This is a genomic window from Brevibacillus sp. SIMBA_040, assembly GCF_046535075.1.
Classification (GTDB): domain Bacteria; phylum Bacillota; class Bacilli; order Brevibacillales; family Brevibacillaceae; genus Brevibacillus.
The window spans coordinates 131,370-157,389 of sequence record NZ_JAWRXI010000011.1 but is presented as its reverse complement, the minus strand read 5'-3'; the positions used below and the strand labels follow the sequence as shown (position 1 = coordinate 157,389).

Sequence of the window (26,020 nt, the reverse complement as noted above, 5' to 3'; positions counted from 1 at the left end):
TATAACACCTCCTTCAAAAATCAGAATCAAGTCTTCCACCTGTGATAACTAGGACTGCGGTTTTGCCTGCTAAAGACTCTGCTTCCGCCTGTTTGATCAACCCGGCAAGTGTAGCTGAGCTGGTGAACTCGGCTATTACACCAGCTTCTTCTGCCAACAGCTTTAGCGCTACCGCAATCTGACTGTCAGAGACGGCAAGCATCGTCCCCTCGCTTGCACGAAGCTCCTTCAGCAATCGCAGGGCATTGCGCGGGCGACGGACTGCCATGGAAGCCGCAGCTGTCGTTCCCTCGTCTGGCGTGATGCTCTGTTCGTGGTAACGATGCACCAAAGGCTGTATGACTTCCGACTGAATTCCGAGGAGTCTGGGCAGTCGATCGGTCAAACCCAGGAAGGATAGCTCACGAAACCCTTTACCGATGGCACCAAGTGTACAGCCATCACCGACAGGGGATACGACCAAATCTGGTGCCTGCCAACCAAGCTGCTCGCCGATTTCAAGTGCGACCGTTTTCTTTCCTTCAACCAGAAAAGGATTGTAGGCGCAGTTGCGGCTGTACCAACCGTACTTGGCTCCAGCCGATTCTGCTTCGTCAAAGGCTTGATCATAGTTTCCTGCAGAAATCTGTATACGTGCGCCAAAACGACGAAGCCAGTTGAGCCTGGTTTGGGATGCCTCCTGTGGGACAAACACGTGGCAGTTCAATCCCTGATGCCCGCAATAACTGGCAAGCGAGATCGCAGCGTTGCCAGCGGAAGCACAATAAAAATCAGTGACACCGAGCTCTCGTGTCATCGTCATCGCAATCACTGTAGCGCGATCTTTTAGACAGCGAGTTGGATTGCGGGTTTCGTCCTTGATATAGAGAGACTTGAGGCCGAGGCGGGAAGCCAGTCGCGGTGCATTCAGCAAAGGAGTACCGCCTGCATGAGGAACATCGGCAGGCTGCTTCACTGGCAATAGCGGGATATAACGAAAGACATCGGACCGAGAGCTGTTGATCTCCTTCCCTCGCAAAAGAGCCTCTTGTGCCGCCAGATAATCATACTGTACATCGAGAATGCCAATATCCGTATCCATAGCAGTCGAGCCTTTCTCGCAAGCGGGACAAATGTATGAGGTAGGAGTCATCGGGTGGGTAGTACCGCACTTCAGGCATGTGAGATTAATCACGAACATACATATCACCTCACTGTTGAAATTATCTATATCGGTAATTATTGTATACAATACTTATAATTCAGTCAATTTATTTTGTTTTGGGAACGTGCGGTTTCATCTAATATCCGTCATCAAAAAGATCAGGAGGCTATGCAAGAAATGCTCCCCTGATCTCGTTTGGACGTGCTACGCGTTGCTCTCCATTGCCATTTTACCTTCCAATTCTTTTATCGTCCGAACACGTCCAATGACAATCGCCAAAATCGCCACCATCACTCCAGAAACAACAAATAAAAACCCAATTCCCCTACCCGGTCCAGTCCCGATGATGCTTCCAACCGTATGCCCCAACAACCGATCCGGCGCTAACAGAGGCGAAAAAAGATGATCAGCCAAAAAACCTGCTGAACCATAAGCCAGAACCATACCAATCTGGGAAATAGCCGAAACGAGAGACCATACCCTGCCTTGCCGTTCATTATCGATATTCGTTCGAATCAGTACCTCCAGGCTTGTGTTCACAAACGGGAGGGTGAGGAAAAAGAGGAAACCAAAGACGACAATCAGGGTGACAGTCGTGAATACACCCATCAAGGCATAAAAGAGGCCAGCCAGTGTCAGAAACAGGGAGAGGATGAAAACCCTATTTTTCCCCGTCCCGAAAATCCCGATAAAAATACTGCTTATGAGCATACCGGATGCAGCGATAGAAAGAGCGATGCCGAGAACCTTGGAATCAGTCAATGTCAGCATCATCGGGCCAAACAGTGATTGCATGAGCCCGATATAAAAGCAAACCACGGACATTAACAGAACAAGCCAGAGAACGCCACGCTGGGAAAGAAGGTAGTGAAAGGCTTCGACCATTTCACGGAAAAAGCTTTTCTGCTCATGCTTTTGTGGGGTGTGAACCTGCTTCATGATGATAAAAACAGCGACAGCAGCCAGCAGGAAGGACAGAATGTCGATGAGTAAAACCGTTCTGATATCAAAGAAGCTGAGAAGAAATCCGGCAATGATCGGGGAGATTAAATATTGGGCAGAGCCAGCTAGTTGAATGAGCCCGCTTGCCTGCGCATACTTTTCTTCGGAAACAAGATCGGAGACGGCTGCCTTGTACGCAGGGGAGAGGATTGCGGCGGATACCGCACTCATGGCTACACCTACGTAGATATGCCACAATTCTATATTCCCTTTTAGCATGAAAAACAAAATAAACAACAGGCCCGCAATCGAACCGGCATCCCCAATGATCATCATCTTTTTGCGATCAAATCGGTCTGCAAGCACGCCGCTAAACGGCAGCAGCAAAAACGAAGGTAAAAAGGAGCAGAGGATGACCAGGGAAAAGCTCGTGGTCGATTGTGTTTTTTGAAAAACATAGACCCCCAAGGCGAATGCTGTCAGTCCACTGCCGATTGCCGAAAGCAGTTGCCCTGACCAAATAAGCAGAAAGCTGCGAAAGGTTTTATCCTGACCGCTCATTTTACTCTCTCCCATCTGTAATGAAAATGGCAATGGCCCGGAAGGTTACAGAAACGAAAATGATCCAGGCTTCGCTCCAAGCGATCTTTCAATGATGATCTGCATCGTTTGCATCTGTTTTTGCTGTTCATCCCGATCCCAGTGGAAGAGACCTGATTCCAAAAGAAATTGGGAACCTGCCAGAAGAAACCGGACTGTCTCCAACGCATTTTCCACCTGAAACATGGACTCTCTATTCCCCTGCTCAATGACCTGTGCGAGTACAGGAGCAATTTTTATGACGATGGCGATGTTTACACGCTCATGCAGTTCTCTGTTTTCAGGGCGGTGCAAGCTGTCCATCCATTCACTTTCCTGTTCTGCAATACGGCTTTGTCCGCGCAGCATGTTTCGTACTTTGTCCATTACCCCAAGCGCAGGGTCATCGGCAATCTTTTGATATTCTTCGCTGAGCTGATCCACAATCGAGTGGACAAAAGCGTCCAGTATCTCTTCCTTTGATTTGAAGTAGTAATAAAAGGTTCCTTTGGCGACGCCGACCTTTTGGATAATCGACTCTACTGAGGTATTGAGGTATCCTTGATTGCGAAAAAGCTCTCCGGCAGCTGCGAGTATCTCCGCACGTCTTGTATGCGGGTCTTTGACAATTCGTTTCATGAGGACCTCCTTCAACTGACAAACAATTAGCGATTAGTTAAACATTACCATATGACTGACCGTCAGTCTATAAACGATTCCCAAATCCTTCAAATGCTCGCGGAACGCATAATCGTTGAAGCCGAGAATTTTGTGGCTTTATTGATGGCAATCAGAGGATTTTCATTCCCTTTTCTATCCGGCGAAGATTACCTTAAAAATGAAGGAGGCGCTGGCAATGACTGGACTGGTTCACTCGAGAAAAGCGTTCACTTTGCTGCCGAAGCTCGCCAGTGGAAAAGTCAAGTCGGTAAGTGAGCTGTTGGTCACCCACTCGTAATCATGGGCAGGGTTAGCCAGATGAAAGAAACGCAGGTAAAGATTGTCAATATCGGATGAGCGACAAAGTCGGATGAGGAAATCAAGCACAGAAGGAGATTGCTACAAGAGTAGGCAGCTCCCGGCACGCTGTTCGAGGTGGCGAATGCGAGAGTGAGACCAGCCTCGATCGAATCGATGTACGAAGAATATGTGGCGATCCCAGGCAACGCCCCAATAATGGTGAATATTGCTATCAGAAGAGAGAAACGTTGAACAGATTTTTGCAGACTGTGCTCGGCACAAAAAATCATTCGACTATTCATTGAGATGTTTATCACCAAAGATCAGAAAAAATTGAGTTTATTACTATAATATAAAATGATTACATATTTTCTATAAATATTGAAAGGTTTATATTTTTTGGTAAAATATACAACATGATTTGGATTTTTTTGTTTTACACGATTATTATCCGAATCTAATTTCGCAAAAATTCACGATATTAGGAGGTGCTAACATGGATCAAAAAACGCAAAATGTATTTGAAATTGAAGAACTAAGTTTCGACCCTGATTTGGTAGAAGCAGATGTTGATTCACCAGAGGGTGGAGGCTCTACTTGCGGTGGATGCTTTTACCATGATTGGTAGTAAAAAAAACACTATCGCATAAACTTTTATGCTTTGAACAGCTACATTCGGATACCATCGGAGTAGCTGTTCAAAGTAAATAATTATTTTGGAAGAAGGTATCTTTATCTTAGAGGTCGAGCATGTAAGAATTCGTAATAAATTGCAAGTAAACGAGGAAGTAAGTTTTAGGTTAGAAAAAAACGAAATTTTCGGGGTCGTAGGTGGGAACGGCTCAGGAAAATCTACCTTGCTAAGGACAATATTAGGGTTGCACTCAGGAAAAAATGGGCGAATCAAAATTTGGGGGGAAAATGTATCAGAACAAATTGGTAAATCACTTAATGTTGGGGTAGTTTTTCAACAACCCACTTTAGATTTCAAATTATCAGTTCTTCGTAACCTGGAGTATTTTTCGCTCTTACATAAATCTTCAATCGATTCTGAGAGAATTGACGCCGTTGCTCATTTATTTAATCTAAGTTCTTACTTACATGAGGAGGCATTTAGGTTATCTCCGGGACTGAGACGAAAAGTGGATCTGGGGAGAGCTTTGCTTCATGAACCTGAACTGCTCGTTATGGATGAACCAACAGTAAACTTGGATAATAATAGCAGAAACACTTTTTGGAGACATATTAAAGATTTGGTAGACAGTAAAAGACTCACCGTGTTATTTACTACCAACAATCTTGACGATCAAGCGTACTGTGAAAAAATATTAGATTTGAAAACCGGATGTATAGCAAGGAGGGGGGATCGAGAGAATGGCCCATCTTCTTGTGAAAATGACAAAACTAGAACTGGTTAAAATTAGGTCGATTTACAAAATGCTTTTTTCATCCTTTGTAAAGAATCTATTTTGGTTATTTTTTTTGGGAATAGGGATTCAGAGTAATAATTCAACCGGGAATATCAACCATATATTGTTTATGCTACCAGGGATTATGGTATATAATGCGTTGAGCACCTCATTAATTCTTATAAATCAAGTCTCTATTGAGAAAAGGCAGGGATTGTTTCGATTATATTACCTAAGTAACTTTTCTCTAATGAAGTTAATTACTCTCAAAGTAATGCTCTACGGAATCATTTCTAGTTTAGGGGCGGTACTCTTAATTTTATTAGCGATGCTGTTAATTGGAGAGACACCCTTTCATGTGTTCTTAGCGTTACCCATCATATTCTTGATTTCAGTTACGCTTAGTCTTACCTTATTACAGCTACTTCTACACAGTAAGGATCACCAATACTACCATTCACTTATAAACTTTTTACTACTTCCTCTCTTTTTTTTAAGTGGCACTATTTTCAACATCTCTGGACTTCCTCTCTGGTTAAAGACTTTTGCTTTGCTGAATCCACTGTATTATTTGGTTGATTTATTAAGAGGAATCTGCATCTCTATCTACCATGTACCTATCATTTTGAACATGTTTGCACTTTTCATTGTGTTAGTTATTCTTTTTGTTTCTACTGCAATGAATACAAGCAAATTATATATTCTTAGGGGGTAATAAAATGAGAATTGGTGTAGGCATTGGATATCGAAGAGAAATAAAAGAACAAATACTTGAATATAAAAGCCATATAGATTGGCTTGAATTTTATCCTGATCATTATATAGAAAATAATAATTTGTTTTATGAACTGGAGGAGTTATCCCAACATTTTCCGTTGGCGCCACACTCGTTGAGCCTCTCGGTTGGATCTGAAACTGGTGTTGATATGGAATATTTAAACTCAATTCATTCGATGGCTTTGAAGCTCAACTCGCCGTGGATTAGCGACCATCTATGTTACACCAACATTGATGGGGTAGACCTCGGACATCTAACTCCTATTGAGAGAACCGAGGAAAATTTATCGCTTGTTATTGAAAATATAAAAAAAGTGAAAACCAATATTAATATTCCATTTTTAATAGAGAACATTACGAATGGATTTGAATTTCCAACAAATAAAATTAGTGAAGGCGAATTTTTAAAGAGGGTTTTAGTTGAATCAGATTGCGGATTATTACTTGATTTAGCAAATGTATTTATTAATTCCAAGAATTTTAAGTTTGACCCGTATAACTTTCTTGACTCTATACCATTAGAGAGAGTTGTGGAAATACATTTGGCAGGAGGGGTTAATCATAACGGCATCTGGATTGATACTCATTCAGAAAGAATAAACGAAGAAATTTGGGACTTATTACAATACACACTAAAACGCTGCGAGGTGAAAGGAATATTGTTAGAACTGGATTCCAAGTTTCCCGAAAATTTTAGCGAGGTAATTGAAGAGCTAGGTAGAGCAAGAAAGTTACTAGTCAGCTAATAACAACAGAAAGAAGAGGTTTGCTAAATGAGTGCACAATTGTTAATTGCTAAGCTGTGTACCGATCCGAGTCTGAGAGAAGAGTTCCAAAATAGCCCGGACAAAGTGCTTGAAAAATATAAGATTGATCCTAGCAAATGGGCCGAACTCAAAGAAATTAATATGTTTCAAATTAATGATTTTTCTGCACAAATATTCTATGGCAGAGCTAAAAAAATTCGTTCACAAGTTCCATATTTTCGAAAAATATACAGTGAAGATGCATTTATGGATTTACTAAGGGAGTTACATTCTGTCTTTCCGTCGATTCCCTATAACGTCTCAAGTATATATAGTGATTTGGTTAATTTGTTAACTCTTCTTGAAGCTAAAAAAAGTAACCCAATTATGGTTGATGTATTGAAATATGAGATTGCATTGTACTATACATCCATGAAAGATTACATATTGCAAATGAATGGAAATACTCATTGGGATATAGATAATAAGCATATTGTTCTAGCTGAAGGCGTCTATTTGTTAGACACAGCTTATCCTTTAAATCAGCTTCTTCAATATGCTAAGAACCCCCATTTTACGGAGATAAGACCTGAGAGAACCATTTCGATCATCAACAGAACAAGTCGTGATTCAATCAAATTTTACAGGATTGATCCTTTCACTTTTGATTTTATTACTAGTATTAATGACGCTTTATCAATTCATGAACACATCAAGCAATATGTAACAAAGATTGGCATCCCTAGCTATTCTGAGAAACTAAATCAAATAGTAATAAGTCTACTCAACAAGGGTATTTTCGTTGAAAGGAAAGAAACGTAGTGAACACAAAACCAAAATTAAGAGAAAACATAAGACTCCAGGATTTCATTTTGCGAGAGGACAAAATAAGGCCAATAATTAAAGATCCTTTGCTAATGGGAATTAAGCATCCTGGGTACGCCGTAAACAAAGAAACAATCGAGTTATTACAGCTTTTTGACGGAAAAACTAGCATAAACGAAATTTCTCAGCTTATGCGTCACAAATACAACGAATTGTTGACTACCAGGGAAATAAATAGCGTCATCGAAAAGGTTGATCGTTTTTTCCTTTTACAAAATGACAGATATTTCGAACATCATGCAAACATAGTATCTGCTATTGGTAATCCAATTTTTATCGATGGCGAGAACGTATTATTTCCCTCTGAAAAAGAGAGATTACTCAATCTTATTGAGGAACAAGTTCATAATATTTCAGGAATCGAGTTTACTGGAAAAATAAAAGGTGTTATTATTCCGCATCTTAATGCCGTCACATCAGGTTCATTGATCGTCCGAGCGTTACATAAGTTAGTAAGCTGTGGATTCAAAAAATTCCTGATACTTGGTCCTAATCATTTATTCCATCAGTCAAGAGCCTACCTCACGGAACGAGACTTTCAGACACCTCTTGGTAATGTAAGAGTTATGAAGGATAAAGTAAACAAATTAATGAGTAAGAACAGCGATTTATTTGAAGTAAATCACCTGCTACACAAACATGAGCACAGTTTACAAGTGTGTTTTCCTTATTTGCAATTTTTAGTCGGCAGCGAATTAGAAATCTTGCCGATAGCCGTTTCTAACCGACATTTTTTAGACCAAAAGCAAAAAAATCCAGAAACGATGAGGCAATTAGCAAATGATATAAAAGAAGTAATAGAGGATGATATGGCATTGATCGTTTCAGGTGACCTTAGTCACTACTTGGGAGACCCTTATAAGAAATTATCTTCGAGAGTAAGGAATAATCTCTCAGAGGAAATTAAGAATATAGATATGCGCATATTAAATCATATCAGTCAGGGAGATATGGATGGATTTTATGCGTATTCAGGCAAAGTGAATTATTGCATTTTTGACTCACTCTATGCCGGTTGGAATATCGCTAAATTAAACAGGGGATACATGATTGATTACTATCAAACGAAAACACTGGAAGCTGGAAATATAGGGACTAGCGTAGCGACTTTCTTATTGGTCTAACTGGATAGTCCACCAGTAAATGAGTCAAGTAACAGAGGAAACCAAATGAGTGGAGGTGATCAGATTTGAAAAAGGTAAATCTCCTACTCCCATTACTAGTAGTGTTATTTCTACTGACTTCCTGTACAACTAACTCGGATTTTGAAACAATCGAGCAAAGTACCATAAAAGGAAAAGACGGCGTAGAAATTGAAGTGAATAAAATAAGATATAATAGCGACGATACAAATGTTGTCGGATTTATATTAAAACCAACAAGAATGCAAACAGAAAAACTTCCCGTTTTAATTTTCAACCGGGGGGGAAATCAAGAATACAGAAAGCTTGATGAGAATTCAATAAAGTATCTCGCTTACTTAGCAAGTCATCAGTACATAGTTGTTGCCTCGCAGTACCGTGGAGCTGACGGAGGAGAGGGGCAGGATGAATATGGAGGAAAAGATGTAAGCGACATATTAAACCTTTCAAAATTGGCGAATCATCTTTCGTATGCAGATCCCAGTAGAAAAGTGTTGTTAGGTTATTCAAGAGGGGGAATGATGAGTTACCTAGCGATTAAAGAAGGCATAGATGTAAAAGCAGCGGCGGTAATAGGTGCACCGTCTGATCTAATGAAGTTTTCTTCAGAGCGTAAAGAGATAAAGAGCCTTCTCGACGAATTAATTGGCGATCCTGAAACAAAGAAGATTGAATATGAAGAAAGATCTGCTGTTTATTGGCCAGAAAAGCTACATGTACCATTATTAATACTTCATGGAGACAACGACCTTGATGTCAATGTCGAACATTCAAAGAAATTGGATGAAAGATTAAACGAATTCGGTATGCCGCATAAACTAATCGTGTACCCTTTTGGGAGTCATTCTCTTGGGAACTACTATGAGGAAGCGCATCTGGAAATATTCTCCTGGTTTGATACTCATCTTGAAGTACAAGATGTTAAAAAATGATTAGAAACACAGACAAAAAAGCAGAATCCCGTTCTAAGATATTACGAGGTTCTGCTTTTTTGTCTGTGTCTTAGGTATTTCTCTTGAGTAAGAAACACTATCTCGAAAAACGGTCAAAATCATCTTGTGACTGGACACGATGCGTATGAATCTGATGGTCGGATTTGGATATTTTGCTAATTGCGTTCATAAGAGTAAGAGCTACAAAAAGTAAAAAGCATCCAAGAGCAATGAAGCCAAAGTAAAACGAGAGGATTACAGCAACTAGTAATCCACCTATGGAATAAGCGAATATATTTTTCAATGTACCCTCCCAGAAAATGTATTTCTATCTTTATACGATAACATACTTCCGTAGTTCCAAACTTCATCCATTTTATTTATTCCTGGATATTAATATCGCGGCGGGTCTCGATGCCGATCTCGCGCAATGGAATGGTCGATTGGGGATGGAGCTCAAACAGCAAGCAGTCTTCCAGCTCTTTTGTTACAAACGAACAATTGATACATGCCGTACCTAAACCGAATCGGGCGAATTCCATGAGCAGCTCGATAACTGCCTCGATGCGGACGCCTTAAGAACCATTGCGCAACAAAACTGCGCGAACTGCTTCCAGGCGACAGCAGGCAGCAGGCGAAGTGCTTCGATCTCCCGGGGCGAAAGCGGGAGATGCACAAACTTACGGAAAGCTTCTCCCACAATAAAGACATCCTGAACCTAAGGATAATGTCTGGACATAGATGGCAGGATCATCGACTGGCAGGTTCACGATGCCAAAATCGATCTGCCCTTCCGTCAGCCGATGGACAGTATCGGCAGTTTTCCCATGCGAGAGGCGAATCCGAATGTCGGGATACTGAAAATGGAACGAATCAAGGGAGGGGAGCAGCAAGCTTTTGATCAATGAGTCGCTTGCACTGATCCGCAGCTCGCCCACCATCAGAGATTTTAGATTCTGGCGTTTTCTTTCCAGCGTGAAGCAGTGAGAATGACTGCTGTATGTAGTGATACAGCGCCTCGCCCTCCGTCGTTAGCTTGACCCCTTTGGAAAGCCGATGAAACAATTTGACCCCCAATGCTTCTACCATTTGCTTGATGGCGTAACTGACCGAGGGATGGGCGGACACGGTCAGAAAAATATCGAACTTCCTGCCGCAGCACTGGCTGCTTGATATGATCAACAAGCTCCAGCAAGGGCAAACACTCAGCAGTTTAACCATGAACATGACGATATTGGTTGGATTTGCTGTCGTATTTGCGCTGATTGCGATCTATCGGTTTGGGCGAAATAATGATAGCAGGCAGTTTGTGTTGGTGAGCAGGTGTTTGTTGGTTGTTGAAAAATGGATGAAGTCCTTGCTTACCCAAGGATTTCATCCATTTGTGTTATTCGTGCTTGGAATTTCTAATAATTACTTACTATGACCGGTTAATCTTTCTGCTAGTATAATAGATATAAAAAGATGAAAAAGAGGAAGACATTGGATATGATCGATCCCTTACTTATAGCCTATATTAATAAAAATATGTTAAAGAAATTAGAGTATCTTGATCTAAAAATGAGTTCAACTCTCGATTCTCCATTTATAGATGTAAATATTATTAAGAAAACAGAAAGAACGTATCGGGTTATAGGGATGCTCACATTAGCAACGTATGATCTTAATAGTACAGAAGAAAGCCCCGATAATGAATTAATAAAAATAAACTTCACTCCTAAAAAGAAAGTGTACCTAGATGACCACAATCCAATTACAATGGGTTGGCTGGAGAAAGGCTGGGTCATCAAAGAAATACGATTTAAAAAAGACGAAAAGACAGTCGACTCCATGCATTATCGACAAGGATACCGGTTGCACAAATATGAGGAAGATCAGATCCAGAAAAAGAAGCACGTCATTGATCAGGAGATTCAGAATTGGAATGAGAGTGCAGCTTCGCTTGAATATAAACTTGATCAGCACTTTTCAAACAATAATAAAAAAGGTGTGCAAACTTTAATAAGCATGATAAATGAGGGATTTATCCAAGGGTATGAGGAGATAGTCAACTCACCCCTTTTTCCATTAAATTGGTCTATAGAAAAACGACTGAAATTTCTCCATTTTGTTGTAGCTTTTGTACAATTAGCTGGTAATAAAACGAATTTTGACTGGAAAGAAATCGGAGCACGTTATTATCAAGAGATTGGAGGATCCAAGGAATTCGATCTGTACAAAGAGGAATTTATTGCACAGTTAGAAGACTGGGCTCAATGCCCAGTGGACGCTCTTGGTCTCACTAGTTTAGGAAAAATTACACCGCTCTATTTTTCAGGACAGATTGCGGGGCGGTTTTCAACCTATCAATTTGGACCTGTTCATGCTTTGACAGATTTAGCGATTGCGGAAGACGAGTACTCCACGACTGCAACGACGCTGTGGTTGGTTGAAAATCGAGCGATATTGACAAGAATAGCTGCTGAAAAAGGGTTTTTGAAGGAGACAAATTCTCTTATTTTATGTGTCGATGGGCATCTGAGAACATCACATCGACTGTGCATCCAGCAATTCCTAAATAATAGTACTTTAGATCAAGTTATCATTTGGAGTGATTATGATCCAGACGGTCTGCAAATTGCGAGGGAATTGTATTTGGCTGCTGTCTCTCAATATAAAAGTCCTCTTATTAAATGGATTACCCACCATCTGGAAGCCATCACAAAGTGGCAACAATATGAGGAATACATGGTGGCACTCTTGAAGCATCGCAAGGTGGAACAGGAGCAAGTGTTAGGAGGGGTGAACGAATGGAAAAAGTTGATCGCCCATTAATATCCATTTTTCAAGTTGATGAATCTGCTCCCGAGATTATGCAGTCGATGAAAGATATCGCCTCTTTATCCGGTGTATTGAGTGATTTGGGCTCACAATATGCTTTTGAAGCGCCTACCCAAATCCTGCGTTTTTTACGTCTAATTCAACTGTTTAATGAAGAAGCGCTTGGCCTTGATGAGGCGATTGAAAATGCCGAAACGGTTTATTATCGTTATCGAAATCGTTACAAAGATCCGGAACCTCCTTCGAAAAAAACTGTTGAACAAACCATCAATATTCTCGTCAAATACAACTGGCTTTCAAAGCAATCACGTCAGTTAAAGCTCCGAGATGTTGGAAAGCGAATGATGGACGCATTGATACGGCTAGCGAACGATTCTTTAGCCTATTATATGCATGATGATATAGGACGCTCCCTTTTTCAAGCAAGGCGTGATGCCGAGTTAAGCGAAGCATACGACGACCACGGGATCTCCGGTGGGAATAAAATAGCCAGTATGATCCGCAATGTTGAGAATGCGATTCAATTAATGAAAGAACGCGAATTGGAAATGCTGGCAGATCGTAACGCTCTGCCGCAGCTCGAGCTCATTCATCATTTAATGGGAGAGCTTGAAGTGAAATTGCAAGAACGGCTCCGTCAATTCCAAACATTGGAGGATAGTTTAATTCTTTCTAATTTAATGCAAAAAGGAACGGCAGTTCTGGCAGAGGGAACCAATTTAAGTCTAGGGATGATCAATAAGTATTTGAAGTTTACTCACATGCAAAAAACACCTTTAACCTCAACCATTCAACCGGAAAAAGTAAGAGAGTTCATCAGTCAGATGTTTGATCCGCCTCTTGATTCAGATATTCCAAACGCGTATCAATTATTAAGCTTTATGGAACAGGACCAATACGAGGGTGAGGCAGTGGACGGGCTATGGATCCCATTTAAATTTGCTTCTCCGCTTTCTGCTGTGGCTATAGAAGAGGCCATAAACTATTTGGAAACATACGAACCATTAGCTGAACCCATGGACGAAATGGACGAAGAACTTGTTTTTGCATCAGAAGAGATTTCTATGGATCAAATGGAAGAATTAATGGGGCATTCAAACTGGCTATTGACGAAATCGATGATAGAAACGCAAGAGATTGAATCATTTTTAGACAAACACGAAGAAGCATCGATTGAACAAGTCGTCATTGAAGCAACAACTGAAGAGTGGAGTGACGCAGTTAATGCACTTACAGCGATTTCCGCGTTGGTGGGGAATAAAAAAATAACGATACACAAATCTGGACAAATAGAATTACCTGAATATGAACGAAAATGGGAGTGGATGAATCGTGAGGATCGAGCCAATATCATCCGAAAACGAAATAAGCGATGAGAACAATGCCAATCCATTAAATGTGATGCAATCAGTAAAGGGAATCTTGACGGAGAATGAAGAGATCACATTTATGAGCATCCTTTTTTCTTCCTCTGCTTCCATACGATCAGGGAACTTTGGTCTTTCAAGAAAAGAAGTGGAGAAGCAGCTTCAAATCCAGGGGGACGACGAAAAGTTAACATCCTTTATTAGACGTGTCAATCAAGCTGTAAGCCGCTATTTCCGAGTGATCTATGATGAACGGCGTGATCAAGTAGTTGCATTGATGAGGGTGCCGGCCCGTACAGCCCGTAATACATTGACAAAGGAAAGCCTGGCGATCCTCTTATATATGTTTTATCAGCAGGAAGTGCTACAGCATGAGTTTACTCTTTTTGATCAACTGCTGAACGCTTTTGGACACGAAACAACAAAAGCAAACCAGCGCATTTTATTGAACATTGATCCGCTGAAAAAAATCGGTGCGATTGAAGAATATGAGACAAGCTCACAAGAAAAAGCTTATCAACTTACGGCTATTGGTGTTCACATGTTCTCCGATTCTTTTTTACGCCGAACAGTTGAATTCAGTCAATCTCATCAACTGAACAAAGAAGAGGTCTTGAAATTTTTCAGACGCTATAACCTTTATCAGAAAGGAGAAAACGAATGATTCCGTGGAGACTAACCTTTTCAGGAATTCGCGACTATTCTCCAACTTTAGTGGATTTATCTGGTGCTGATCAACATGTGCTGATTACTGGTCCAAATGGAGCGGGAAAATCGACCATTACGTTTTGCATGGGGGCTGTGTTGTATTCCTCAAAGGTAGACATTGAGGGACTCAAATCCCGTAACTTACTGACGGATCAAACATGGAGAGCAAGAATCTCATTTTTATTTAAGAATGATGGAATCATGAAAATTGATGCACCTACTTTTATTGAATTTACGCTAAGTATGTCTCAAGACCCCGGACAACCTCTGAAAAAAGTATTTTCGATTTCAAAGGGGGAACAAATTGATTCATGGGAAGAGACAATTACGTACACATCAGGTGATCGCTATTACAATTTTTCTGTTTACAAGAAAGATTTACAGTATAAATACAAAATAGACCCCGATCTTTTCTATCTCATTTGGTACCAGCAAGAAGTCAATCAATTTGCGGTTATGCATCCAGAGGAGCGCTTCCGCATTTTTAGTGAAATACACGGGATAGACAAAGTCCAGCGAGATTGGGAAGAAAGCATGGAAAAAATGAAAGAGACCGAAGAAACACTCCGGTCTTCGGCAGTGAATGTAAAATTAATGAAAGCCGAGTTATCTATAAAAAAGACGGCGCTCGACCGTTTTCTGGATAATCAAAAAAGACTCCGAGAAGGGGCAGAGGTATATATTGAATCTTTGCTCAGGTTAGAGAAGTATTTACACAAGGAGAAAGAGAGCATCCAGGCTATTATTCAGCAGTTGGAAGAGGAACTTGACGAAGTACATGACACGAAAGCATTAAAAAAAGAGCAAAAGGAAAAAGCAACGGAAGGCCTGGAAACAGAAAAGAGTGAGTTTGAAATACTGAATGCACTGATTGAATCCACGGGGAACAATATGGATGAAACGACTGTGCAACTTCAGGAAATCAACACAAAGATCGAACAACTTGAGAAAGAATTAGAATCGATTACATCACGAAAAGCTCAAATAACTAGAACGGAAGACGAGGTTAAAGGTAGGCTGCATGCGCTGTCGGAAGAACAACAGCAAACAGACGAGCAGTATTATCACACGCAATCTTTACTGGCGGAGCAAAATAAGGCCTGGCAGGAAAAAGTGGGGCAAATAGCTGGAATCAAAGAGAAAATAGCGCGTGATGACGAGTTGGAAGCGGTTCATCTCGAAAGACTTCGACAATATAAAAGCAGTCACGCTGTGCAAGAAAAGATTGTGACTTTGGAAGAAAGAATTGAAGAATATAAAGACAGAAGAAGGAACGATATAAGGAATTTGCAAGGGTTAAGAGAAGAACTTGTGCTACTTGAAGAGGAACGGGACTTGTCAGCTCGTCAAATCGAGTCAATGAAATGGTTTCGTTCGCAACAAATCAAAGCGTATCCTCTCCGTGAGCTCATTGAAATGGACGAGACTGCTCGGTTAAGAGATGAGCAGTTGTTTCAAGCAATTAAATACACGATGTTTTTCAACGGAACACATACGAATCCACCAAATGATTTGTATCATGTGCCTCTGATGAAAATCGTTCCGGATCGATCCATTACTCATTTGCCAAATCTTCATATCAAGGTGAAGGAAGGACTGAGTGAAGACGAAATTCCCCATGCAATCAAAGCGCTTTGGTGGGTGGAGCAATTTTTCCAGGAAGACATATTCTCCATCCAAAATGGTGTGTTAATCGATCTGATCGGGATTCGAGGTCCGCAAGAAAAGGACAAGTATATTTTGAGCGTAAAGGCGCTGCGAGCTCGCAAGCAGGAAGTGCTGGAGCAGATCGATGAGTTCTCCCAGAAGATTTCCCTGTATGAGAAGCAAATACAGGGAGACACCAAGACCGTTCAAGAGTTAAATAGCATTATTCATCAGGTTCGGGAAGCGGAAGCATTCATGACGAATGAACATGAGCGAGTCATACGGAAAAAGAAGCTGAATGAAGAACTCGAAAACGAAGAAAGAATCAAGCTGGACATGGGACGGCTCGAATCAGACAGGACTCGTTTCGTTCGTCTTCAGCTGGAGCAAGCTGCACTGGAAAAAGTATTGCGTGATGAGGACGCTTTTTACGAAGAACTCGGTAAGATGAAAGACAAATATGAGGAATTGAACGAACTGCAAAAGCAAGTGTTGATACAGAAGGACTTGATAAGAGAACAAAAGAATACATTTGCTCGGTTGGAGAAAGAACGGGATCAACTCGATCGAAAGATCAACCAGACTGAACGGGAGATAAGAAGGTTGGCCGATGAGCTGGATCATATGGAAGATGATCTTCGCATGAAAAGGAACCAAAAGGAAAGTAAGTTGAATCAAATCGATATCACAAAACAAGAGCTGGTTCAGACCATACAAGAATTAAATGAGTTGCAGCATTTGATTCCTGAGCTTTATTCCGAAGTCTTTGCCAATGCCGCGCCGGAAAAACCGACTTCCATTCCGCAATTGAAAAGTGATCGTGAAAGTGGTCAGGTGAAGTTTAATCAGGCCAGGATGGAAGATGGAATTGATCCGGCTGCACCGGAAAATTATGAGACCGCCAAATTTGAATATGAACGATTGGACGATGAATTTAAAAGGACAAACATTTTGCTTGAACAAGATAAAGAACGCGCTGACCAATTAAGAGATAACATGGAGACGACAATCAACATGCGGGTCCTTGAATTGCAGCAGCGGTTTAAGATTTATATGAGCCATTTTCAATTTGAAGGGGACATTAGTTGGGAATCGTATGAAGACCAGCGCAAGCGAATCCACTTCAAGCTGTATATTAAAGCGCGAAAAGAAGGCCATCGTGGATCACTGGAAGATGTAAGTATTAAAGCACGTGGCGGTAAAGTTGGGAAAGGTGTCTCAGGTGGTGAAGAATCGCTCAGTTCTCTTCTTTTTGCCTTGGCACTTCTGCAAAATTTACAAACGACTCCGGGATTTATTGTTCTTGACGAATTTGATAGCGCTCTTGACGAAAATCGAAAATCGAAAGTGTTTGATTTGTACGTTCAAGAATTAAAAAGGAAACTGATTATATTAACGCCCAAATCGCACGAAGAAACGTATTTGAATCGTTTTTCGAAAGCATTTATCGTTCAACACGATCCAGTTGTACCGAAAAGTAGAGTAATTGGGATAGTAAAAGTAGGGTAATCGGAAATCAATTTAGTTGGGTAAGTCATCTGGATTTTGATCAAAGACGTGTACGTAGCCTCTTATGGCTTTTCGTACACGTCTTTTTCTGTTTCAAACAAATTTAACAGTCGCATATGCAGATAAACAAGGGATAATCAGAAGCGTGTCGAAATGAGGCTTACTATGAGAATGTTACGAAACCAAATCACGCGATATGTGACTTCATCCATAGCTAAGCAAGCGATCATAATTCTTTTGTTCCTCGCTTTTCTGCTTGGCTTGCGCTGGCTTTGGTATACGGCAAATATGAATCCTGAGCATCAGGGGGCAAGTCAAGGCATTCTCGACCTGCGAGGATGGGACTTTGAAAAATCGCCGGCTATCGCATTGGATGGAAAATGGGAGTTTTTCCCCGAAGCTTTTGTTGGGCATGAAGACTTACAGAAGCCATCACGTCCTGCAAGCAGCTTTGTTCAAGTGCCTGGTGACTGGAGAAGCGGTTTTTCGGAAGACTCTACCTCATCATATGGGTACGGTACGTATCGGCTACGAATCTTGTTAGACCATCCGATTAATCAGCCGTACATGTTCTGGATTCCGAAAATACAGGCAGTTTCCTCTATAGAAGTGAACGGAGAGGTGATAGGCGGCTCAGGGGTTCTCGGGGCCTCAGCAGAAGAGTATAAACCGGTAGACCAATCGTATACTCCTGGCTACAATGCGGGCGACGCCACCGAAATTGAAGTGATCATCCGCAGTGCTAACTTTGATAGTCCACGAAATGGGGGAATCGTCAGGTCGATTTATTTCGGGTCACAGGCAGCCATCGATAATACCAGGTGGTAATCTATCGGTTTTCAGCTCGCTACATTTCTGATTCTCCTGCTTCATGGCCTGTATGCGGCTATTCTGTTTTTATTTAACACCCGACGAAGAGAGTTTTTGGTATTTTTCCTGTTGCTCTCTTGCGTGGGCATAAAGACTGTGAGCAGTTATGACAATTTACTGCTGCTTTGGTTGCCGATCAATTATTCATGGGCCCTCAAGGTGGAGATGCTTGCGTACATATGGCAGCCCTTGTTCTTAGTTTTGATGGTAAGAAATCTTTCCGAGCCGGAAGGGAAACAATCCCGAAGGCTGTTCCGAGCGTATTTTTTCTTGCTCGGACTTTATTCATTCATTCTTATCCTGTCAACATCCGAGTGGGTGTACTATTTAACGGCTGCTCCCTATTTTAATCTGATCTATTTTGGTCCATTGCTCTGGTTTATTTTTTTGATTAGCAGAATGGTGATCCAAAACCAGAATGATGCTGTATTTTTGCTTATTGCGGCGACGAGTATTTTTTCCAATGTGGTCTGGGGCGTATTAATGGATTATCAGCACGTGAATATTAAGTACGTCTATTATCCACTTGACCTTCTGGCAGCACTTGTCAGCTTTTCTGCGTATTGGTTCAAGCGTTATTTCCGCAATTCAGAGGAAAAGGCAAAGCTCACCAAACAACTGAAAAAATCAGACAAGCTCAAGGATCAGTTCCTCGCCCACACGTCTCATGAACTGCGAACCCCCTTGCACGGCATCATGAACATCGCCCAGACGATCGTCAACAATGAAAAGCATGTCATGGCGAATCGGAGCAAGGAGGACATGCAGCTGCTTATCACGATCAGCCGCAGAATGTCGCATTTGCTAGATGATCTGCTAGATGTCGTTCGCCTGCAGGACAAGCACATTGTGCTGCATAAAAAGTCCTTGCATATTCAATCTGTTGCTTCGGGGATTATCAGCATGCTAAGGCATATGGCCATTGGCAAGCCAGTCCAGTTTCAGCTGGACATTCCAGAAACAATCCCGCGCATTCTGGCAGACGAAAAGCGTTTGGTACAGATTTTGTTTAATCTGATACACAATGCCCTGAAATTCACGGAGGAGGGGTCGATAACGGTTTCCGCTGAGATGGTGGACGGACAAGTGGCTATCTATGTGTCGGATACCGGTATCGGGATGGACGAGGAAACCAAAGCGCGTATCTTTTTGCCGTATGAGCAGGGAGTACAAGGGATGAACGATGGTGGAGGAATCGGACTTGGACTAGCCATCAGTACGCAGCTGGTAGAATTGCATGGCAGCAAGCTGAGTGTCCAGTCTGAACCGGGCAAGGGGTCTGTATTTAGTTTCCGGCTTCCTCTGGCGACAACAGATGCTTTGTCAGAAGCAGAATTATCCTCTGGCCAGCAGAGTGATAAGCGTGAGCTAGGGGTAACGATACCCAAGAGTGTAAGTGGGGATACATTAAATGAATGGCCCGTTTTGCAAGCAGCAGCGCATTCCTATTCAGTTGTGGAAAAGAAAGCAAACATACTGGCCATTGATGATGATCCGGTCAACCTAAAGGTACTGGACCGCATACTCTCGTCAGCACACTACAATATCAGGACATGCACGTCAGCCAAGGAAGCGTTGGATTTGCTTTTTACCCAGCAATGGGATTTGCTTATTGTAGATGTCATGATGCCGCATATGTCCGGCTACGAGCTGACGAGAAAGGTGAGGGAGCATTTCTCCATCTCTGAGCTGCCAATTTTGCTTTTGACGGCTCGCAGCCAAGCGGAAGACATCTATACCGGTTATTTGTCCGGGGCTAATGATTATGTGTGCAAGCCGGTAGATGGACTGGAGCTGAAATACCGTGTCTGGTCACTAACCACGCTGAAGCAAACAGTAGATGAGCGACTGCGCATGGAGGCAGCTTATTTACAGGCACAAATCCATCCGCACTTTTTGTTCAACACACTCAGCTCCATTATGGCTTTAAGTGAAATTGATACAGAGAAGATGCGCAGGCTTGGAGACGCGTTTACATCCTTTTTGCATATCAGCTTTGACTTTTTGAATACAGGTGAGCAGGTACCGCTTTCCCATGAGCTGGAGCTTGTCCAAGCCTATCTCTACATCGAAAAGGAGCGATTTGGGGACCGGTTAACGGTCGTGTGGGACGTGGAGACGAACATCGAGCTTCTCATTCCTCCACTCACGATTCAGCCGTTGGTTGAAAATGCAATCAGGCATGGCCTCATGACAAAAAAAGAGGGAGGAACCGTCCACGTCCGTATCGTACGGCAAAAGGACGTCACCCTGTTTGAGGTCAAAGATGACGGAAATGGCATGGCTGAAGTGATTGTAAGGCAAAACCTTGACCTGTCCATGAAGGATAAAGGAGGGATCGGGGTATCTAACACTAATCGCAGGCTGACGCAAACGTACGGGAAGGGCTTGTCCATTGTGAGTAAGCCTGAAGAAGGGACGACGGTGTCGTTTGAGATACCGGATCGCATGTGGTGGAGCTAACAACCTATCAGTAATAAGACAAGCCGAGGAAAATCAGGACACTGCTCCGGACTTCCTCGGCTTTTTTGTGTGCTTGTTTCCAGCCTTTTTCCAAGTGTGCAAAAAAGCTTATCAAGGTTGAAAGCGGCACAAACCCAAGTGATGACTGAATATTCCATGAATTATCGTTTTCAACAGTGACAATTTTGTATAGAGTGAAGTTGGAGAAATGGCTATGTAACGGGAAAAATCGAATTGGCATGATGCTTGCTTTATAAGAGCGCGAGCAGCTCAGAAGGGAGGACTATGCGCAGGTATGACAGCGATTCAAGTGATTCTCGCGATCGTTTCGGGTGGGCTTGTCGGATTTGTTCTAGGTTTGCTTGGTGGTGGCGGGTCCATTCTTGCAACACCTCTTTTGCTTTATGTTGTTGGAGTGCAGGATCCGCATGTCGTCATTGGGACATCGGCTTTCGCTGTAGCAGTAAATGCTTACGCGAATTTCATTCCACACGCCAGAGCAGGTCACGTCCGCTGGAAAATGGCTGTAGCTTTTGCTATTCCTGGCGCGATTGGAGCGTTTATCGGATCATTTGTCGGCAAGCTGGTACCTGGAAAACAACTACTATTCTTATTTGCGATCTTGATGATTGTCATGGCTGTCCGAATGGCGATTCCTAAGAAAAAGAAGGATAAGGAAGATGACGCTAACAATCAGGTTCATTATTTGCGAGTTGTCGTCATAGCTCTTTTGGTGGGAGTGTTATCCGGCTTCTTTGGTATTGGGGGAGGCTTTCTGATTGTCCCTGGCCTCATCCTGGCTACAAAGATGCCGATGCTTGCGGCAATCGGTTCATCTCTGTTGTCTGTTGGAACCTTCGGGCTGACAACGGCAGTGAATTACAGTTTGTCTGGACTGGTCGACTGGTTGATCGCACTGGAGTTTGTTGGGGGTGGAATCATTGGTGGGATAGCGGGTGTATTCGTTGCCAAGCGATTAAGCAAACAGCAAAGGACCCTGCAATATTTATTCTCTGGCGTAGTAATGGTAGTTGCTATTTACATGCTGTTCATTAATGCGCAAGCCTTGAGCTTGTGAAGGCTATATGTATGGAGGATGAGGTGAATGGAAATGCCAGAGCAGAATCAGAGGACGCATTACGAAATTGTGATTGTAGGTGGAGGAAGCGCAGGCATCTCAGTGGCAGCACGTCTCCTTCGTAAATCACGCGATTTGTTTGGAAAGATTGCGATCGTAGATTTCGCAACAAAGCACTACTATCAGCCTTTATGGACACTTGCGGGTGCAGGAGCAGTCAAGAAGGACATTACAGAACGGGAAGAAGCAGCAGTAATTCCGAGCGGTGCGATCTGGGTGCAGGGTGCTGTCGCTGATTTTTTGCCGGATGAAAATGCCGTCATCACAGCATCTAGGACGAAACTTCACTATGACTATCTGGTTGTAGCAGCCGGGATTCAAATCGATTGGAATAAGGTAAAAGGGCTAAAGGAGAGTATTGGAACGCAGGGGGTATGCAGCAATTACTCCTACGATTATGTTGACAGCACCTGGGACAATATCCGCCATTTCAAAGGAGGAACCGCGATTTTTACCAATCCCAATACCCCGGTAAAATGCGGCGGAGCTCCTCAAAAAATCATGTACCTGGCTGATGATTATTTTCGCAAATCCGGTGTTCGCTCTCAGTCCTCCATTCATTTTGTTTCTGGTGGGGCGAGCATTTTCGGGGTGAAAAAGTATGCCGACGCCCTGCAGAAGGTCATCGAACGTAAACAAATTGAGACACACTTTAAGCATAACCTCATTGAAATTGTAGGCGATAAAAAGCAGGCGGTTTTTGAGAATTTGAATACGAATGAGCGGGTGGTTATGCCCTACGACATGATTCATGTAGTACCGCCGATGAGCGCTCCCGATTTTATCAAGCATAGTCCGCTTGCGGCTAGCGATGGCTGGCTCGATGTAGATAAATATACGCTGCAGCATAAGCGATTTGCTAACGTGTTTGGAGTGGGAGATTGCACGAATTTACCAACCTCCAAAACGGGTGCTGCGATACGCAAGCAGGGGCCAGTCGTCGTACAAAACCTGCTATCTTTGATAGGCGGAAAGCAGGTTGGCAGCAAATATGACGGTTATACCTCATGCCCGCTCGTGACGGGTTACGGAAAGCTGATTCTGGCTGAATTTGATTATGAAATGAATCCAAAAGAGACGTTTCCATTTGATCAATCCCGTGAAAGACGAAGCATGTATTGGTTGAAAAAGGAGATGCTTCCTTTGATGTATTGGAAGGGCATGCTCAAAGGAACGATGTAAGGCTCCGCTCCCAAAAATAATGCTGCTGATCGGAGTTCACGGGGCTAAGCGAAGAAAAAGGGAGGCTGACTTATGCTACTCAAGTATTTCTATGACGAGAAATTGGCGCAGGCATCGTATTTGGTGGGATGCCAGGCTACCGGTGAGGCAATCGTGATTGATCCGGCGCGCGATGTCGAGCAGTATGTGCGAGCAGCGAAAGCTAACGGTGTAAAAATCGTTGGTGTGACGGAAACGCATATCCATGCGGATTTTCTCTCCGGCGCGAGGGAAATTGCTTCGAGGCTCGGGGCCATCTTGTATTTGTCGGATGAAGGTGGACCGGACTGGCGCTACCAATACGCACATGAATATAAGCATCATTTCTTAAAAGACGGGAGCACCTTCCACATTGGCAATCTCGCATTTGAAGTGCTGCATACACCGGGACACACGCCTGAGCATATCGCTTTGCTCTTGACGGATGGGGGCTCATCCGCAAATGGACCGATCGGCATTTTTACAGGAGACTTTGTATTTGTTGGTGATGTAGGGCGCCCGGACCTTTTGGAAAAAGCGGCAAAGGTAAGTGGTTCATCCGAAGAGATGGCACGCAATATGTTTCACTCATTAAAACGCTTTAAAAAGCTTCCTGACTATTTGCAGGTCTGGCCTGGACATGGCGCGGGAAGTGCGTGTGGCAAGGCGATAGGGGCTGTCCAGTCATCGACAGTAGGCTATGAAAAACGCACGAATTGGGCACTGCAGCATGATGATGAGAGTGAGTTTATCCAGAGATTGCTGGTGGGCCAGCCTGAGCCGCCAACCTATTTTGCGATGATGAAGCAGCTGAATAAAGAAGGTCCGCAGCTCGTACAGGAGATAGCAGCTCCAGATTATGCAGAGGCTTCTATCGACGTAGTTGAAGCATGGATGGGGCAAGGGGTTGTCGTGGATACACGCCCAGCCAAAATGTTCGCCAAAAAGCATGTTTCGGGCACTGTCAACATCCCCTATGACCAATCATTCCCAACATGGGCTGGATGGCTACTGGACTATGCTCGGCCTATCTACCTGTTGGCAGGAAAAGAGTCCATTCCTGCTGTTGTGAAGGATCTGCAGTCGATTGGAATGGATCAGGTGGCTGGCGCAATGGATCTGAGTGTCTTCGAGCATGCTGACGATTCGAAGCTGGTGAGCTATGAAGAGGTAGCGCCTGAGGAGGTCCTTGATCACGTACAGACAGGGAACCTGTATGTTCTTGACGTACGCTATGAAAAAGAGCTTGTCGAAGGGCAAATACCCGAAGCTAAGCACGTCATGCTTGGATTACTTCCGATGAGATTAGACGAATTGCCACATGACAAGCCGATTCTGGTTCAATGCAAATCAGGGAAAAGGTCTGCGATTGGCGTGAGCTTTCTGCAAGCAAACGGCTTCAAGAATGTGCACAACCTGACTGGTGGTTATGATGAGTGGGTGAAGCAAGGCTTGCCGATCACAAAGTAAGGAAGCTGCTGCCTCCAGAGGAGCATCATAGCCTGGAGGCAGCGGGAAATCTATCAGTGGGCAAGAGGGACATATACAAAAAAAGTAGATAGGATTTGGAGGAGGAGAGAGCATGAAGTACGATTTTGGACAAGTCCATACCCGGTTGAACACGGATTCATTAAAGTGGGACAAAACGGAGCGGCTGTTTGGTGATAAAGATATTTTGCCCATGTGGATAGCAGACATGGATTTTCGCTGCCCGACGCCTGTCATTGAGCAGCTGGTCAGCAGGGCGGAGCATGGGATTTTTGGCTATACAGCGAGGTCTTCCGACTATTTCCAGTCCTTTGTAGATTGGGTAGAACGCAGGCATCAATGGCAGATCAAAAAAGAATGGATACGCTGCAGCCCAGGTATTTTGACTGCTTTAAGCATGATCGTTCAAACCTTTACGGAGCCGGGAGACAAAGTAGTAATCCAACCGCCGGTGTATCATCCTTTTCCGGATGTGGTGCAGAAGAATAACCGCGAGCTGGTGCACAATCCGCTTGTTTTCAAAAATGGTCGGTATGAGATGGATTACGATGATTTGCTCAGCAAAATCGATCCTGCTGTAAAAATGATCATCCTTTGCAATCCGCATAACCCGGTCGGCAGGGTTTGGACAAGAGAAGAGCTTGAGCGATTGGGCAAGATATGTGCCGAGCATAACATACTGGTCGTATCAGACGAGGCTCACTTCGATCTGATTCACAGCGGATACCGTCATACCCCTTTCGCCAGCATTTCTGAGGAATTTGCGTTAGGGTCCATCACATGTACTGCACCGAGCAAAACATTTAACCTGGCAGGGCTGCAAATGTCCAACATAATTATTACGGACCAAGAGAAAAGAAGGATGTTTACAAAAATGCTGGATCAGCTTCACCTGAGTCTATCAAACACATTTGGAATTGCAGCAACAGAAAGCGCTTACAGGTACGGTGATGAATGGCTGGATCAATGCATGTCGTATCTGGGTGACAATCTCGTCTTCCTGACAGGCTTTATTCAAACTCATATAAAGGAAATAAAAGTGATTCAACCGGAGGGGACGTATCTGGTCTGGCTGGATTGCCGCGAACTGGGGATGGATGCAAAGTCGCTTGAACAGTTCTTTCGACAAGAGGCCAAGGTTGCGTTTGACGAGGGCTATAAATTCGGGCCAGGAGGCGAAGGCTTTACGAGGGTGAATATCGCTTGCCCAAGGTCTGTCTTGGAAGAGGGGCTTAATCGAATGGCTAGAGCTATCCGTCAAAGATATAAATAAGTCGTGAAAAGGGGGAACACT

General features: G+C 43.1%; 21 protein-coding genes and 2 pseudogenes. 17 read left to right on the top strand and 6 right to left on the bottom strand.

All coding sequences use genetic code 11. The features are described from left to right. Window positions 1-13: 13 nt before the first annotated feature. From SB752_RS19965 to SB752_RS19955, 3 genes are all read right to left on the bottom strand, one after another. Window positions 14-1,180: a threonine synthase gene (locus SB752_RS19965; RefSeq protein WP_410717315.1), complete on the bottom strand. Its 1,167-nt coding sequence runs from the start codon at window positions 1,178-1,180 to the stop codon at window positions 14-16. Between the two features lie 168 nt (window positions 1,181-1,348). Next, on the bottom strand, window positions 1,349-2,647 hold the full coding sequence (locus SB752_RS19960) for an MFS transporter (protein ID WP_410717314.1): 1,299 nt from the start codon (window positions 2,645-2,647) through the stop codon (window positions 1,349-1,351). Window positions 2,648-2,692: 45 nt separating this feature from the next. Then, complete coding sequence (locus SB752_RS19955) at window positions 2,693-3,304, bottom strand: TetR/AcrR family transcriptional regulator (RefSeq protein ID WP_410717313.1); 612 nt, start codon at window positions 3,302-3,304, stop codon at window positions 2,693-2,695. 817 nt (window positions 3,305-4,121) lie between these two features. Here SB752_RS19955 and SB752_RS19950 point away from each other — a divergent pair. The 7 genes from SB752_RS19950 (at window position 4,122) to SB752_RS19920 (ending at window position 9,516) form a co-directional block, all read left to right on the top strand. Further along, window positions 4,122-4,253 carry a hypothetical protein gene (locus SB752_RS19950; protein ID WP_410717312.1) on the top strand — a complete coding sequence of 44 codons (132 nt, stop codon included), beginning with the start codon at window positions 4,122-4,124 and terminating at the stop codon, window positions 4,251-4,253. Window positions 4,254-4,341: 88 nt separating this feature from the next. Then, window positions 4,342-5,043, top strand: a complete 702-nt coding sequence (locus tag SB752_RS19945) for an ATP-binding cassette domain-containing protein (protein ID WP_410717311.1) — start codon at window positions 4,342-4,344, stop codon at window positions 5,041-5,043. Then, a complete protein-coding gene (locus SB752_RS19940) occupies window positions 5,000-5,749 on the top strand; it encodes an ABC transporter permease (protein ID WP_410717310.1) in 750 nt (249 codons plus the stop codon). Before SB752_RS19945 ends, SB752_RS19940 begins: the two co-directional genes overlap by 44 nt. Window positions 5,750-5,753: 4 nt before the next feature. Then, window positions 5,754-6,557 (top strand): MbnB/TglH/ChrH family RiPP precursor modification enzyme, encoded by an 804-nt coding sequence (locus tag SB752_RS19935; RefSeq protein WP_410717309.1) that lies wholly within the window; start codon window positions 5,754-5,756, stop codon window positions 6,555-6,557. Between the two features lie 27 nt (window positions 6,558-6,584). After that, the gene (locus SB752_RS19930) at window positions 6,585-7,379 is read left to right on the top strand and encodes a hypothetical protein (RefSeq protein ID WP_410717308.1); all 795 of its coding nucleotides are present in this window, start codon (window positions 6,585-6,587) and stop codon (window positions 7,377-7,379) included. After that, complete coding sequence (amrB, locus tag SB752_RS19925; protein ID WP_410717307.1) at window positions 7,379-8,566, top strand: AmmeMemoRadiSam system protein B; 1,188 nt, start codon at window positions 7,379-7,381, stop codon at window positions 8,564-8,566. The genes SB752_RS19930 and amrB overlap by 1 nt, the downstream gene beginning before the upstream one ends. Window positions 8,567-8,631: 65 nt before the next feature. Then, window positions 8,632-9,516, top strand: a complete 885-nt coding sequence (locus SB752_RS19920; RefSeq protein WP_410717306.1) for an alpha/beta hydrolase family protein — start codon at window positions 8,632-8,634, stop codon at window positions 9,514-9,516. A 380-nt stretch (window positions 9,517-9,896) separates the two neighbouring features. Here SB752_RS19920 and SB752_RS19915 read toward each other — a convergent pair whose 3' ends face one another. The 3 genes from SB752_RS19915 to SB752_RS19905 all read right to left on the bottom strand — a co-directional run bounded on the left by SB752_RS19915 (window position 9,897) and on the right by SB752_RS19905 (window position 10,605). Further along, on the bottom strand, window positions 9,897-10,058 hold the full coding sequence (locus tag SB752_RS19915; RefSeq protein WP_410717305.1) for a hypothetical protein: 162 nt from the start codon (window positions 10,056-10,058) through the stop codon (window positions 9,897-9,899). Between the two features lie 138 nt (window positions 10,059-10,196). Further along, on the bottom strand, window positions 10,197-10,457 hold the full coding sequence (locus SB752_RS19910; RefSeq protein WP_410717304.1) for a LysR substrate-binding domain-containing protein: 261 nt from the start codon (window positions 10,455-10,457) through the stop codon (window positions 10,197-10,199). After that, complete coding sequence (locus SB752_RS19905; protein WP_410717364.1) at window positions 10,390-10,605, bottom strand: hypothetical protein; 216 nt, start codon at window positions 10,603-10,605, stop codon at window positions 10,390-10,392. Before SB752_RS19905 ends, SB752_RS19910 begins: the two co-directional genes overlap by 68 nt. Window positions 10,606-10,642: 37 nt before the next feature. Here SB752_RS19905 and SB752_RS19900 point away from each other — a divergent pair. The 10 genes and pseudogenes from SB752_RS19900 to SB752_RS19855 form a co-directional block, all read left to right on the top strand. Then, a pseudogene (locus SB752_RS19900) lies at window positions 10,643-10,828 on the top strand (ABC transporter permease); the annotation flags it as partial. 176 nt (window positions 10,829-11,004) lie between these two features. After that, window positions 11,005-12,330 (top strand): DUF2399 domain-containing protein, encoded by a 1,326-nt coding sequence (locus SB752_RS19895; protein WP_410717303.1) that lies wholly within the window; start codon window positions 11,005-11,007, stop codon window positions 12,328-12,330. Further along, window positions 12,306-13,712 (top strand): hypothetical protein, encoded by a 1,407-nt coding sequence (locus SB752_RS19890; RefSeq protein ID WP_410717302.1) that lies wholly within the window; start codon window positions 12,306-12,308, stop codon window positions 13,710-13,712. Before SB752_RS19895 ends, SB752_RS19890 begins: the two co-directional genes overlap by 25 nt. 25 nt (window positions 13,713-13,737) lie before the next feature. Then, a complete protein-coding gene (locus tag SB752_RS19885) occupies window positions 13,738-14,367 on the top strand; it encodes a hypothetical protein (RefSeq protein ID WP_410717363.1) in 630 nt (209 codons plus the stop codon). After that, a complete protein-coding gene (locus SB752_RS19880) occupies window positions 14,364-17,567 on the top strand; it encodes an AAA family ATPase (protein WP_410717301.1) in 3,204 nt (1,067 codons plus the stop codon). The genes SB752_RS19885 and SB752_RS19880 overlap by 4 nt, the downstream gene beginning before the upstream one ends. Before the next feature lie 171 nt (window positions 17,568-17,738). Then, window positions 17,739-20,900 (top strand): annotated as a pseudogene (locus SB752_RS19875) (hybrid sensor histidine kinase/response regulator). 295 nt (window positions 20,901-21,195) lie between these two features. Beyond that, the gene (locus SB752_RS19870; RefSeq protein WP_410717300.1) at window positions 21,196-21,978 is read left to right on the top strand and encodes a sulfite exporter TauE/SafE family protein; all 783 of its coding nucleotides are present in this window, start codon (window positions 21,196-21,198) and stop codon (window positions 21,976-21,978) included. A 33-nt stretch (window positions 21,979-22,011) separates the two neighbouring features. Further along, on the top strand, window positions 22,012-23,220 hold the full coding sequence (locus SB752_RS19865; protein ID WP_410717362.1) for an NAD(P)/FAD-dependent oxidoreductase: 1,209 nt from the start codon (window positions 22,012-22,014) through the stop codon (window positions 23,218-23,220). 72 nt (window positions 23,221-23,292) lie between these two features. Beyond that, complete coding sequence (locus tag SB752_RS19860; RefSeq protein ID WP_410717299.1) at window positions 23,293-24,708, top strand: MBL fold metallo-hydrolase; 1,416 nt, start codon at window positions 23,293-23,295, stop codon at window positions 24,706-24,708. 112 nt (window positions 24,709-24,820) lie between these two features. Continuing rightward, window positions 24,821-25,999, top strand: coding sequence for a MalY/PatB family protein (locus SB752_RS19855; protein ID WP_410717298.1), 1,179 nt, complete (start codon window positions 24,821-24,823; stop codon window positions 25,997-25,999). Window positions 26,000-26,020 lie beyond the last annotated feature (21 nt).

Coding starts and splice junctions, on each gene's coding strand:
- SB752_RS19940 (WP_410717310.1), top strand. CDS start 5,000: ATGGCCCATCTTCTTGTGAAAATGACAAAACTAGAACTGGTTAAAATT.
- SB752_RS19910 (WP_410717304.1), bottom strand. CDS start 10,457: ATGGTGGGCGAGCTGCGGATCAGTGCAAGCGACTCATTGATCAAAAGC.
- SB752_RS19885 (WP_410717363.1), top strand. CDS start 13,738: ATGCAATCAGTAAAGGGAATCTTGACGGAGAATGAAGAGATCACATTT.
- SB752_RS19905 (WP_410717364.1), bottom strand. CDS start 10,605: ATGGTAGAAGCATTGGGGGTCAAATTGTTTCATCGGCTTTCCAAAGGG.
- SB752_RS19960 (WP_410717314.1), bottom strand. CDS start 2,647: ATGAGCGGTCAGGATAAAACCTTTCGCAGCTTTCTGCTTATTTGGTCA.
- SB752_RS19965 (WP_410717315.1), bottom strand. CDS start 1,180: ATGTTCGTGATTAATCTCACATGCCTGAAGTGCGGTACTACCCACCCG.
- SB752_RS19895 (WP_410717303.1), top strand. CDS start 11,005: ATGATCGATCCCTTACTTATAGCCTATATTAATAAAAATATGTTAAAG.
- SB752_RS19935 (WP_410717309.1), top strand. CDS start 5,754: ATGAGAATTGGTGTAGGCATTGGATATCGAAGAGAAATAAAAGAACAA.
- SB752_RS19865 (WP_410717362.1), top strand. CDS start 22,012: ATGCCAGAGCAGAATCAGAGGACGCATTACGAAATTGTGATTGTAGGT.
- SB752_RS19855 (WP_410717298.1), top strand. CDS start 24,821: ATGAAGTACGATTTTGGACAAGTCCATACCCGGTTGAACACGGATTCA.
- SB752_RS19890 (WP_410717302.1), top strand. CDS start 12,306: ATGGAAAAAGTTGATCGCCCATTAATATCCATTTTTCAAGTTGATGAA.
- SB752_RS19955 (WP_410717313.1), bottom strand. CDS start 3,304: ATGAAACGAATTGTCAAAGACCCGCATACAAGACGTGCGGAGATACTC.
- SB752_RS19915 (WP_410717305.1), bottom strand. CDS start 10,058: ATGGAATTCGCCCGATTCGGTTTAGGTACGGCATGTATCAATTGTTCG.
- SB752_RS19930 (WP_410717308.1), top strand. CDS start 6,585: ATGAGTGCACAATTGTTAATTGCTAAGCTGTGTACCGATCCGAGTCTG.
- SB752_RS19950 (WP_410717312.1), top strand. CDS start 4,122: ATGGATCAAAAAACGCAAAATGTATTTGAAATTGAAGAACTAAGTTTC.
- SB752_RS19870 (WP_410717300.1), top strand. CDS start 21,196: ATGACAGCGATTCAAGTGATTCTCGCGATCGTTTCGGGTGGGCTTGTC.
- SB752_RS19880 (WP_410717301.1), top strand. CDS start 14,364: ATGATTCCGTGGAGACTAACCTTTTCAGGAATTCGCGACTATTCTCCA.
- SB752_RS19860 (WP_410717299.1), top strand. CDS start 23,293: ATGCTACTCAAGTATTTCTATGACGAGAAATTGGCGCAGGCATCGTAT.